The organism is Actinomadura rupiterrae, assembly GCF_024172125.1.
In the GTDB taxonomy this organism is placed as follows: domain Bacteria; phylum Actinomycetota; class Actinomycetes; order Streptosporangiales; family Streptosporangiaceae; genus Spirillospora; species Spirillospora rupiterrae.
The window spans coordinates 813,769-825,731 of sequence record NZ_JAMZEA010000004.1; the positions used below are offsets into that span (position 1 = coordinate 813,769).

General features: G+C 73.6%; 10 protein-coding genes. 5 read left to right on the forward strand and 5 right to left on the reverse strand.

The features are described from left to right. Positions 1-33: 33 nt before the first annotated feature. Positions 34-1,170, reverse strand: a complete 1,137-nt coding sequence (locus FHU30_RS16710; protein ID WP_253876736.1) for a sensor histidine kinase — start codon at positions 1,168-1,170, stop codon at positions 34-36. Continuing rightward, entirely contained in the window at positions 1,170-2,012 is an 843-nt protein-coding gene (locus FHU30_RS16715) for a response regulator transcription factor (protein ID WP_443612889.1), read from the reverse strand. Before FHU30_RS16715 ends, FHU30_RS16710 begins: the two co-directional genes overlap by 1 nt. Positions 2,013-2,187: 175 nt before the next feature. On the opposite strand from FHU30_RS16715, the gene FHU30_RS16720 reads away from it, so the two are divergent. The 3 genes from FHU30_RS16720 to FHU30_RS16730 all read left to right on the forward strand — a co-directional run bounded on the left by FHU30_RS16720 (position 2,188) and on the right by FHU30_RS16730 (position 5,272). Then, the gene (locus tag FHU30_RS16720; protein ID WP_253876737.1) at positions 2,188-3,249 is read left to right on the forward strand and encodes a hypothetical protein; all 1,062 of its coding nucleotides are present in this window, start codon (positions 2,188-2,190) and stop codon (positions 3,247-3,249) included. A gap of 167 nt (positions 3,250-3,416) precedes the next feature. Further along, entirely contained in the window at positions 3,417-3,587 is a 171-nt protein-coding gene (locus FHU30_RS16725) for a hypothetical protein (RefSeq protein ID WP_253876738.1), read from the forward strand. Between the two features lie 143 nt (positions 3,588-3,730). Next, positions 3,731-5,272, forward strand: a complete 1,542-nt coding sequence (locus tag FHU30_RS16730) for a long-chain-fatty-acid--CoA ligase (RefSeq protein ID WP_253876739.1) — start codon at positions 3,731-3,733, stop codon at positions 5,270-5,272. 58 nt (positions 5,273-5,330) lie between these two features. Here the strand turns inward: FHU30_RS16730 and FHU30_RS16735 are convergent, their stop codons facing one another. From FHU30_RS16735 to FHU30_RS16745, 3 genes are all read right to left on the reverse strand, one after another. Continuing rightward, complete coding sequence (locus FHU30_RS16735) at positions 5,331-6,245, reverse strand: endonuclease/exonuclease/phosphatase family protein (protein ID WP_253876741.1); 915 nt, start codon at positions 6,243-6,245, stop codon at positions 5,331-5,333. Positions 6,246-6,532: 287 nt separating this feature from the next. Next, on the reverse strand, positions 6,533-8,716 hold the full coding sequence (locus FHU30_RS16740) for a bifunctional polysaccharide deacetylase/glycosyltransferase family 2 protein (protein WP_253876743.1): 2,184 nt from the start codon (positions 8,714-8,716) through the stop codon (positions 6,533-6,535). A 236-nt stretch (positions 8,717-8,952) separates the two neighbouring features. Continuing rightward, positions 8,953-9,774: a hypothetical protein gene (locus tag FHU30_RS16745; RefSeq protein WP_253876745.1), complete on the reverse strand. Its 822-nt coding sequence runs from the start codon at positions 9,772-9,774 to the stop codon at positions 8,953-8,955. Between the two features lie 168 nt (positions 9,775-9,942). On the opposite strand from FHU30_RS16745, the gene FHU30_RS16750 reads away from it, so the two are divergent. Both FHU30_RS16750 and FHU30_RS16755 read left to right on the forward strand, forming a co-directional pair. After that, on the forward strand, positions 9,943-10,602 hold the full coding sequence (locus tag FHU30_RS16750) for an RNA polymerase sigma factor (RefSeq protein WP_301323143.1): 660 nt from the start codon (positions 9,943-9,945) through the stop codon (positions 10,600-10,602). A 397-nt stretch (positions 10,603-10,999) separates the two neighbouring features. Continuing rightward, complete coding sequence (locus tag FHU30_RS16755) at positions 11,000-11,845, forward strand: hypothetical protein (protein ID WP_253876749.1); 846 nt, start codon at positions 11,000-11,002, stop codon at positions 11,843-11,845. Positions 11,846-11,963 lie beyond the last annotated feature (118 nt).

Sequence of the window (11,963 nt, forward strand, 5' to 3'; positions counted from 1 at the left end):
GAGTCGATGATCCAGATCACCGTGAGTCGCTGGTCACACCCCCGTCCCGAGCGCGGGCATGCCGGCGGGGAGGCTCACCTCGAAGCGGCAGCCGGGGCCCGCGTTGGTGACGCCGATCCGTCCGGAATGCGCCTCGACGATGCCGCGCGCGATGGCCAGGCCGAGCCCCGCGCCGCCGCCCGGAGTGCGCGCGGTCTCGCCGCGGAACGCCACGTCGAAGACGCGCGGGAGGTCTTCGGCGGGGATGCCGCCGCAGGCGTCGGCGACGGTGACCTTCGCCTCGCCCTCGACCAGCTCGGCGGAGATCTCGATCGTGCCGTCGCCCGGAGTGTGCCGGATCGCGTTCACGACGAGGTTGCGCAGCGCGCGGCCCAGCTCCGAGGCGTCCACCTGGATCGGTCCACCGAGGTAGACCTCGCCGTGCAGGCGGACGCCCTTGGCGCTCGCGAGCGGTTCCGCGCCCGCGACGGCCTCGGCCACCAGGTCGGCGAGCCCCACCCGCTCGCGCGAAAGCCGCAGCGCGCCCGCGTGGATGCGGGACAGCTCGAACAGGTCGTCCACCATCTCCGACAGCCGCTCCACCTCGACGCGCATGCGGCCGTGGTAGCGGTGGACGGTCTCGGGGTCGTCGACGACCTCGTCCTCCAGCGCCTCGGCCATCGCGCGCAGCCCGGCGAGCGGGGTGCGCAGGTCGTGGCTGACCCAGGCGACCAGCTCGCGGCGGCTCGCCTCCAGCGCCTGCTCCCGCTCGTGCGCCGCCGCGAGCCGGGCGCGCGCCGCCTCCAGCTCGCGGGACAGCTCGGCCAGCTCCGCCGGCAGCCGCACCGGCGGCGGCTCGAACGAGTCGGCGCGGACGGCCTCCACGAGCACCCGGTTCGCCGCGACGAGCCGCCTGCCGAGCAGCACCGACACCGCCAGCGCGACCAGCCCGGCCGCCGTCACCACCCACATCACGACGGTCAGGTCATGCTCGTTGAGCAGCATCATCAGCGAGATCACCACGATCCCGGACACCGTCGCCAGGACGGTCGCCACCCCGACCACGACCAGCTGCGTCGCCACCGACCGTCCGCGCAGCAGATGCAGCGCCAGCAGCCCGGCCCCGGCGACCACCACCGCCGCGAGCGCCGAGTACCAGGCGACCCAGACGAGATCTGCAAGGGGGATCATCAACGCCGTCCCGCCTCGTCCGCCCCGGAGCCCACCACCGGATCGCCTGCGCGACCGGCGGATCGGAGGTCGCCGCCGGTGCCTGCGTCGGCGGTTCTGGGGTCGTAGCGGTAGCCGATGCCCCAGACGGTGACCAGGCGGCGGGGCGCGGCCGGGTCGGGTTCGAGCTTCTCGCGGAGCCGCCGCACGTGGACGGTCACCGTCGCCGAGTCGCCGAACGACCAGCCCCAGACGCGTTCGAGCAGCTGCTCGCGGGTGAAGGCGCGGCCGGGGTTGCGCAGCAGGAAGGCGAGCAGGTCGAACTCGCGGGCGGTGAGGGTGAGCGGCGCCCCGGCGAGGGTGGCGGTGTGGGCGTGCGGGTCGAGTTCGAGGTCGCCGTCGCGCAGCGGAGTGCCCTGCGCGGTGGGCACGACCGCGCCGCGCGCCCGCCGCAGGACGGACCGGACGCGCAAGGCCAGCTCGCGCGGGCTGAACGGCTTGGTGACGTAGTCGTCCGCGCCCATCGACAGGCCCACGAGGCGGTCGGCCTCCGCGCCGAGCGCGGTGAGCATCACGACCGGGACGGCGGTCGTCTCGCGGAGCCTGCGGCAGACCTCCAGACCGTCCATGCCGGGCAGCATCAGGTCGAGGACGACCAGGTCGGGCGGGTTCTCGCGGGCGCGCTTCAACGCCTGGACGCCGTCGGCCACGCACTCGACGTCGTGGCCGTCGCGGACCAGGTAGCGGGCGACGACCTCCGCGACGGTGGGGTCGTCGTCCACGACGAGAACGCGTCCGGTGACCTCCGGCGCGGCGGGGGCCGGACGTCCGCCGGACGGGGAGGGGCGCGTCGGTGAACTCACACGACCACGGTATGTCCCGGGCGGGACACCGCACCGCCACGTCATCACTCCGTAAGAACTTCGCGTCAGAGAACGCCGGAAAATGCGGCGGAACCGGGCGATCGCGGACCGCTTTCGGGCACGAAATCGGGGCGGACGGGCTGCACCAGGGAGCGATGGTGGATTTAATGGTCAAATGCACCAGCCGCCCTCCGCCGTACCCCCAGCGTCCCCGTTCCCGCCGCAGCCGCCGCGTCCGGGCCGTCCCGCCGGGTCGTCCCGGGTGCTGCCCGCGATCCTGCTGATCATGGTGGGCGGCGCGGTGGCGACCGTCTTCACCACGATCACCGGCTACCTGGCCAGCCGCTCGCTGCGGCAGGTCATCGGCGGGGACGGCCATCCCGGCTTCCTGCTGTCGGAGAACTTCCTCTACCTCCAGCTCGTGGTGGTGGCGCTGATCGTCGCGCTGCCGCTGCTGGCCGTCCGCTCCCCGAACCCGGCGATCCCGGTCGTCTCGGCCGTCGCCGCGTTCATCGCGCTGCGCGTGGGATGGCTGCTGGGCAGCCTCGTCTACTACGCGGGCGACCACGTCTCCGACATCATCTCCGGCGCGTTCGAGCACATGGACGCCAAGGAGCTGATCACTCCGGTGCTGGCGCTGCTGGTGGCCGGGGGCGGCACCCTGCTGGGGATGTCGCGCGCCAAGACCGCCGGGCCCGCGCCCGCCGGTGGCCCTGTCCCTGGCCCTGGCGGCCCTCAGTGGGGCGCGCCGCAGCCGCCGCCTCCCAGCGGCCCGCCTGTCTACGGCGGCCAGCAGCCCTATCCCCCCGCCCCTGGCCAGCCCGGCGCTCCCGGTCAGCCTGGCGTTCTCGGCGCGGGCCAGCCTGGAGGACAGCCCGGCGGTCAGCCTGGGGCGCAGTACGGCGGGCAGCCTGGCGGTCAGCCGTTCGGCGCGGCTCCCGGTTACCCGCCTCAGCAGCAGTCCCCGTCCGGCCCGTACGCGCAGCCCGCGCCTCCCGCCGCTCCTCCTCAGTCGGCGCCTGCCGCGCCTCCGGCGGCTCCGGGCGCGCCGCAGGCCGGGCCTGGTTCGTCGCAGGACGCGCCCGCCCAGCACACGATGCTGGACGCGGACCGCTCCGCCCTCGGAGGCAACGCGAACGCGGACGCGAAGCCCGACCCGGCGGCCTCGCCGAAGACGCAGCTCGACCAGCCGCTCCAGCTCCCCGACTCGTCCATGGACCAGGGCACCAAGGAGTAGCCGGCAGAGCAAGGACGAGGCGGGCCCGCACCGTGCGTGCGGGCCCGCCTCGTGCGTGCTCAGGGAGGATCACCCTGAAGTCTCAGGGTCGGGCTCGGGGACCGGTAGGGGTCCGGGTCGTCCTCCAGAGTGATGACGGCGCACGCGTCCCGGCCTAGATTGTGGGCATGGGTCGGACAATCCTGACAATCGTTGGTGTCATTCTCGCGCTGTGGCTGGCCTTCTCCGTGGTCGGCTGGGTCCTGTCGATGCTGAAGTTCTTCTTCATCATCGGCTTCTTCGCGGTGGTCATCGCGCTCGTGGTGACGCTCGTCTCCAAGAGCTCGCGACGCCGCTGAGTCCTCTTCCCCTTACCGGACGCTCTTCCCTTACCGGACGCTTCGCCGGACCGCTTGTCCCCGCCACGCCGATGGCCCGATGATGCCCTCACCACCGCGCGGTGGGCGAGCGCGGGCGGGCCGTCGGCGAGAGGAGCGCGTCCATGCCGGTGTTGACCGGGATACTCCGCGAACGAGCGCACGAACATCCGGACAAGGTCGCCTTCCACGCGGGCGATCCGGCGGACGGGCGCGCGGTCACCTACCGGGAGTTCGACCAGCGCGCCGACCGGGCGGCGGCGGCGCTCGCGGCGTCCGGTGTCGGACCGGGCGACCGGATCGCGGTCCTCGACAAGAACTCGGTCGAGTTCGCCGAGCTGATGTTCGGCGCGGCACGGATCGGGGCCGTCCTCGTCCCGGTGAACTACCGTCTCGCGCCGGACGAGGTCGCCTTCATCGTCGGTAACGCGCGCGCACGAGTCTTCCTCGTCGGTCCCGAGTTCGTCTCCATGCTGGACGCGCTGGAGGGCCGACTAGAGCACACCTCCAAAACCCTGGTGATCGGGCCCGACTACGAGGAATGGCTCGCGTCCGCGCCGGATGCATCGCCCGCGCACGAGGCGCGCCCATCGGACGTGTTCGTGCAGCTCTACTCGTCCGGTACGACGGGTCTCCCCAAGGGCGTGCTGCTCACCCACGAGAACTTCATCACCGCGCTACCGCTCACCCAGGAGCTCTGGGGCCTGGACGACTCGACCGTCCTGATGGTCGCGATGCCGCAGTACCACGTGGCGGGCACCGTCCTCACGGTCTGCACCGTCTACGACGGCCTGACCGGGGTCATCGGGCGCGAACCGGACCCGCTCCTCATCGCGCGCGCGATAGAGCGGCACAAGGTCACGCACATCTTCCTCGTCCCGGCGCTGCTGCGGTTCTTCCGGCTCGTCCCGGAGGTCGCCGAATGCGACATGAGCAGCCTGCGGTTGCTGCTGTACGGCGCGTCCCCGATCAGCGAGGACGTCCTGCGCGGCGCGATGGAGATGCTGCCCGGCACCGAGTTCATGCAGGTGTACGGCCTGACCGAGACGACCGGCGCGATCACCTACCTGCCGTCCGCCGACCACGAACCGGGCAGCGGGCGGCTGCGCAGCGCGGGCATCCCCTACCCGGCCTGCGAGCTGCGCATCGCCGACCCCGCGACGCTGGAGGAGCTGCCCCCCGGGCAGGTCGGCGAGATCCTCTGCCGGACCCCGCAGAACATGCTCGGCTACTGGGACCTGCCGGACGCCACGTCCGCCGCGCTCCTCCCGGACGGCTTCTTCCGCACCGGCGACGCGGGCTACCTGGACGAGGACGGCTACCTCTACATCCACGACCGGGTGAAGGACATGATCATCTCGGGCGGGGAGAACATCTACCCCGCCGAGGTCGAGAACGTCCTGATGCACCACCCGAAGGTGACCGACTGCGCGGTCATCGGCGTCCCCGACCCCAAGTGGGGCGAGACCCCGAAGGCCCTGGTCGTCGCGTCCGGCGAGGTCTCCCCGTCCGACCTGGTCGACTTCTGCCGCGCCCGCCTGGCGCACTTCAAGTGCCCCACCTCGGTCGAGTTCCGCGACGCCATCCCCCGCAACCCCACCGGCAAAATCCTCAAACGCGACCTCCGAGCCCCCTACTGGGAAGGCCAATCCCGCTCCGTCCACTAACCCAACCGCAGCCCACACGCGCGCACGAGCCCGAACGGACTCGTCCGCGCAGAGGGCTCTACGTGAAGTGGATGGTGGCGGTTATGGGGCGGTGGTTCGAGGAGCGGACGGGGGTGGGGGGGACGGTGCAGGTGAGGGTGGCGGAGTGGGAGGCGAAGAGGTAGTCGGTCTTGTCGGTGGCCTTGCCGGAGGCGTCCTGGCTGGTGGGGGCGCCGGTGCGGTCGCCGCCGCACTCGGTATAGACGCTGTAGAAGGCGTCCAGGGACTTGGCGCGGGGCTTGTCGGTGAAGTCGCCGCCGATGATCACGCGGTCGGCGTCGGCGAGGCCGAGGAGGGTCTGGGCCTGCTTGGCGCGCCAGGCGCCGTCGGGGTCGTCGCCGGGGTCGGACGAGCTGAGCTGCGCGGTGCAGACGCGCGCCGACCAGGCCTGGACCGTTCCGCAGACGGCGACGCGGCCGTGACCGGGCTGGGACGGCAGGTTCGCGTGCCGGACGTCGGTGATCGGCTTGCGGGTGGCGACGGCGAGGCCGAGCTTGCCCTGGCCGTTCACGCAGGCGCGGGGCGAGCGGTCGTCGGCGGCGGGCTGCGGGGTGAAGATCCAGCTCCACGACTTCAGCCGGCCGAGGCCCTTCAGCGACCTGACCTGCTCGGAGCAGACCCGCTGCAGCAGCAGCGCATCCGCCTGGACGGCCTTGCCGGCGACGGTCGTGGTACCGAGCTGGCGGTCGATCCGGCGGACGAGGCCGGCGGAGTCGGAGCCGAGGGGGCAGCCGGGCTCGGCGTCACCGCAGACGTCCCAGGTCACGACGTTGACCGCGAGGGGGCCCGCGGCGGTGAGGGGCTGCGTCTTGCCGGCGTCGGTCGACCCTAGGGCCGGGCTCTTCTCGATCGCCGCTCCGGCACCTGCCAGGGCGACCACGACACCGGCGCCGCAGACGGCGACCAGGGGAATCAGGGCGCGGGGGGCTCGCACAGTACTCCATCAGGGGGTTCAGCGGGGGCTTGGGGGAATCCCACCACATCAAGATCGACCTCGCCAGCGGAACGGGCCGACCATCTCCGACAACCTACGTCCTTTACGACGCTTTACCGCACTTCTCGCAAATCTCCGGCCGCGCGCGAGCCGTCACGCGGGGGTGCGGTGGCGGGGGGACGCCGCAGCTCCGGACGGCGTCCCCCCGCCCTCCCCTGGGTCCGCGGCGGCGCTGGGCCGCTCGCGGGCGCCGCCGGCCGGTGGCCCCGCTCTCCTCCGGGCCGGCATCAGGGAGCCGCGATCCCGGCCGGGGAGCCGGGACCGAGGTCGGAGTCGTGGCCGGGGCCGCCGTCCGCGAAGGTCCCCGTGCGGCGGATGGTGTGCCAGCGCAGCCGGGTCCCGAGCACCGCCGTCACCACCGACTGGACGACGACCAGGTAGAGGAGCTGGCGGTAGACGACCTGCTGGAGCGGCATCGTCCACAGCGGGCGCAGCCTCTCGCCGTCCAGCCAGAGCGCGTAGCCGCCGGCCGCGACCTGCGCGCCCGCGAACAGCGCCCACATGGTGATCGGCGCGACCGGGTCCATGAAGAACAGGCCGAACACCGCGAACAGGTCCACGGCGGGCGCGAACAGCGGCAGGACGACCTGGAAGGCGGTCAGGTAGAGCAGGCAGCGGCGGCCGAACGTCCCGCGCTCGACCAGGGAGCGCCGGTGCTTCCACATCGCCTGGAGCGTCCCGTAGCACCAGCGGTAGCGCTGCCGCCAGAGCTGCCGCAGCGAGTCCGGGACCTCCGTCCAGGCGAGCGCGTGCTCGGCGTACACTACGCGCCAGCCGGCGCGGCAGATCGCCATCGTGAGGTCGGTGTCCTCGGCGAGCGTGTCGGTGGGGACGCCGCCGACCGACACCAGCGTCCGTCGGCGGAACGCGCCGATCGCGCCGGGGATGGTCGGCATGCAGCGCGCGACGTCGAACATCCGGCGGTCGAGGTTGAACCCGATCACGTACTCCAGGTGCTGCCACCGGCCGAGCAGCCCGCCCCGGTTGGCCACCTTGGTGTTGCCGCTGACCGCGCCGACCTCGGGATCGGCGGCGAGCGGCGCGACGATGTGCCGGATCGTGTCCCGCTGGAACACGGTGTCGCCGTCCACCAGCACCAGGATCTCGCCGACCGAGGCCGCGATCCCGACGTTGAGCGCGCCCGGCTTGCCGCCGTTGGGCTTGCGCATCAGCCGGACGCCGGGCAGCGCGAGCCGCGCGACGATCTCCGCGGTCGCGTCGGTGGACCCGTCGTCCACGACGATCACTTCGAGCGGGCCCGGGTAGTCGGTGTTCAGCAGGGACCGGACGGTCGCCGCGATCCCGGCCTCCTCGTTGTAGGCGGGGACGATCACCGACACCGACGGCGGGGCGTCCGCCCCGGACGGCGCGCCGAGCGCCGACAGCGCGGCGGCGGGATCCGGCGGTCCGGACGCCGGCTGGAGGGACCGCGGCGGGCGGAACCGGCGCGCCCGCTGCCGGTGCACGTGCGCGAACACCAGCAGGACGGCCAGCCGCACCGCGGCCGCCACTCCGGCGATCACGAACAGCAGCTGCATCCAGCCGGTGAGCGCGGCGGCCGAGCGCTGCGCGGAGACCAGCGTCCAGCCGATCGCCTTCTCGGTCCCGGTCGCGGGCACGTCCGCTTTCGGCAGGCCCATCGCCGCGGAGACCGTGGTGAACCGGTACCCGCGCGCCTGGAGCCTGACGATCACCTGCTCGACGGCCGCGACCGTCTCGGTGCGGTCGCCGCCCGCGTCGTGCAGCATCACGATCGCGCCGTGGCCGTCCTTCTCCGACGCCGTCGCGGCCTGGACGATCTTGTCGACGCCCGGCTTCTGCCAGTCCTCGGTGTCCCGGTCAGTGAGGACGACCAGGTAGCCCTCGCGCCCGGCCTGCTGGGCGGCGCGCCACTCCGGCGCGGTCAGCCCGTCCGGGACGGACGAGTAGGGCATGCGGATCAGCCGCGTGTGCACCCCGGCCGCGCCGGCGAGCGCGCGCTGCGTCAGGTCCAGTTCGAGCCGGTTGCGCCACGCGGGCGCGGACGCCATGTCCACGTGCGTGTAGGTGTGCGAACCGATCTCGTTGCCCTCGGCGATCATCCGCTTGGCGATCTCCGGGTGCTGCGCGATGTGCGCCCCGATCGAGAAGAACGTCGCGTGCGCGTCGTGCCGCTTCAGGACGTCCAGCAGGCGCGGCGTCCACTTGGGGTCCGGTCCGTCGTCGAAGGTCAGCGCGATCGTCTTCGGTGGCGTCCGCAGGCTGTGCGGGGTGCCGCCGGCCAGGTTCAGCACCGGCCCGCCGTCCATCACTTGGGACGGCGCGGGCGCGGGCTCGTGCTTCGGTTCGTGCTTGGGCGACTCGCCGACCGCGCCGTTCGCGAACCCGTCCAGCAGCAGCAGCGTGATCAGCGCGAGGCTGCCCAGCGCCATCAGCACCCAGTGGCCGCGCGGCTCCCGCGCCTTGTCCGCAGCCGACCCCCCGCGCCCGCGCTTCTTCCGGGCATCGAGAGAGGCGTTGTCGGGCCGTCCAGTGGGGTGGGGGTTGTCGGCGGGATAGGCCCGCCGTCGCCCGCGCGCGCTGGCGGAGGTGCGCCGACGACCTGCCCTGTCGTCGGTGCGACCTTGCGCGTCGGCGGGCGACGGCGGGGGTTCGGGAGGCTCCACGGTCAGCCCGTCGCCTTCGGGCGGCGGGTCTGTCCGGGGGGCGTCGGCTTGCCATTGCCGGGGCGGGTCCGGGTCGCCGTCGGGCTGGGCGACGCGGACGAGGTCGGCGCGGAAGCCGAGGGCTTCGGGGTGGTGGACGGCGAGGTGCCGTGGCCGCCGCCCCCGCGGCCACCGCCGCCGGACCGTCCTGCGGGGGACGATCCGGACGGCACCGAGCCCGGGGTCCGGCCGTCCGGCCGGTTCTGGCCATGCGGGGCCTGCTTGGGAAGGGGGCTGGGGGCCTTGGTCTTCTTGTGGTGGTGCTGCGCGCCCGGGACGACCGTCCAAGGCGTCCCGGGGACGCTGGCGCCGGTCGCCACGCCGATGACCATGGCCACGAGGAACGCGATGAGGAACCCGCCGCACACCATCCCGATGCGGCGGCCGAGACGGCGGCGCCGCCCGGAGAGGTCGACGAACACCGGCGCGGGTTCCGCGATTTCCGGCATGGCGGGCGCGTCCAGGGCGGGCGAGGCGTTTCCGGGTGCGTCCGAGGTGAGGATCTCGGTCCGCCCGAAGGACCCGGCGCCCGAGCCGTCCGGGATCACCGACGTCGCGCCCGAGCCGTCCGCGAGTACGGACGTGGCGGTGGAGGCGAACTCGCCGAGCGGCGCGTTCTCGCGGCCGAGCGGCGCGCCGGCGGGGGACGAGTGCACCAGCGTGTCGCCGGCGGCGCGCGGGGAGCGGCCCCGGTGCGAGGCCTCGCCGGGCGCGGCCGGGGGACCCGTGGGCGCGCGGTGGTGCGGCGCGGCCGGGTCGGCGCGGAAGGTCGTCTCGCTGTCCATGGGCTCCGTCGTGTTTTCAGATGTGGCGGGGTCACCGGCCGGGGAACCGGTGACCCCGCAAGGACCGCGTCCGGCGTGACGGGGGCGGCGCCGGGGGCGTCGCGGTCTCAAGGGGTTCAGCGCCGAACGGTTCGCATGTGTCACACCCACCGCCCAACTGATTGCAGAATGGCGGGCGTGAACGAAGCGGCGGAGACCGACGACGGCCCGCTCGACCGCGCCGTGGCGGCGGCCAGGGCGGGCGACGAGGCCGCGTTTCGCCTGCTCTACCGGGATGTGCAGCCCCGGCTGCTGCGGTACGTCCGGGTCCTGGTGAACGAGGACGCCGAGGACGTGACGTCCGAGGCGTGGCTCCAGATCGCCCGGGATCTGCACGGGTTCGAGGGCGGGATCGACGGGTTCCGCGGCTGGGCCGCGACCGTCGCCCGGCACCGGGCCCTCGACCACCTGCGCGCCCGGTCCCGGCGTCCGGTGGCCGACCTTCCGGTGGACGAGCTGATCACCATGCCCGCCGAGGGGGACACCGCCGTCCAGGCGATGGACGGCCTCGCCACCGGGCGGGCGCTCGCGATGATCTCCGGGCTCCCGGCGGACCAGGGTGAGGCGGTGATGCTCCGGGTCGTCCTCGGGCTGTCGGCGCCCGCCGCCGCGAAGGTGCTCGGCAAGAAGCCCGGCGCGGTCCGCACCGCGGCCTACCGGGGGCTCCGCAAGCTGGCCGACCAGCTCGCGCGGCCCCGCGAGAACGGCTCCGCCACCCTGCCGGACGGTCCCGGCCATGGCGCTCCGCGTGACAGCGCCGCCCCGCGCGGCGCTGAAAGAGATAGTTGAACCCGTCCCCGACCAGCACGGACGGGGATCCGCGACCCGCTCACCGAAAGGGGGTGTCCAGGCTGAGGAACCTGACACACGGTCCCACCGACCCGCACCGCGGTCGCGTGCGGCGCGTCCTCCGGGCCGGGCGGCCCCTGGACGGCCGTCCGGCGCTCCGGCAGGCTGCCCGCGGTCCCGTTGCCGCGCCCGGCCTTTCCGAAAGCGCCCCGCGCCCTCGCTCGCACGGCATTTCCGGGCCGTGCGGAGGATTTCCAGCGCAGCCACGAATTCACGCTGTACCGCACGTCTACAAGCGTCGCATGACGGTGATCGTCGGGTACAACAGAAGCATGTGCATGGAGGCCGCGTTCCGTTCCGGACCGGACGCCCCCTCCTCCATGTCCGAGGAGAGCCGATGAACGAGCGGCACCCCGACGAAGACCTCACCCCGGAAGCGGCGGAACGCCTCCTCGACGCCCTGTCCGCCGGCGCCGCGCCCACCGGACGGGACGCCGCGGACCCGCTGGCCGGGCTTCTCGCGGCGGCCGCCGCTCCGGGACGTCCGGACGAGCTGACCGGCGAGGACGCGGCTCTCGCGGCGTTCCGCTCGGCCGCGGCCGCTCCGGCCGGGGCGACCGCGCCCGTCCGCGCCACCGCGCCCGTCCGCGCCACCGCGCCCGTCCGCGCCACCGCGCCCGAGCCGCTGCCGACGCAGGTCCTGCCCGCGCACCGGCACCGCCGTACCGGCGGACGCGGCCTGAAGCGGCTGCTCACGGTCAAGGCCGCCCTCATCGCGCTCGCCGCCGCGTCGCTCGGCGGCGTCGCGCTCGCCGCGAGTACCGGGAACCTGCCCGGCCAGGCCCCGAGCCACCCGAACCCGTCGCCGCGTCCGACGCTCTCGCGGCACCACGGCGGGACGGAGGAGTCGTCCGGTAGCAGCCCGTCCAACCCGTCCGGAAGCCACCGGCCCACCGTTCCCGGTTCCGTTTCACCCTCCCCTGGAAAGTCCGAAAAGGGGAAGGATGGCGAGGGGAATGGCAACGGAAACGGGGGCAACCCGCACGGCCAGCCACCCAAGGGCGGTCATTCCACGCCACCCGGAAACGGCGGAGGCGAGGGCAATGGAAACGGCGGCGGCAACGGAAAGGGCGGCGGCAAGAAAGGCGGCGGCGGCAATGGCGGTGGCGGTGGCGGGAAGGACCAGCAGCCCAGCCCCGGCACCGATAACACCAAGGGCAACACCCCCGCCAAAACCCGCTGAACACAACGCGCCACTGCGCCGCGCCCGGGGATTCGTCCCAGCAAGAACCCCGTAACCGCGCCCTGCCGCCCTTGGACGAGGCGCCGGCGGAGGCCCGCCGTCCCTGAAGGACGGCGGG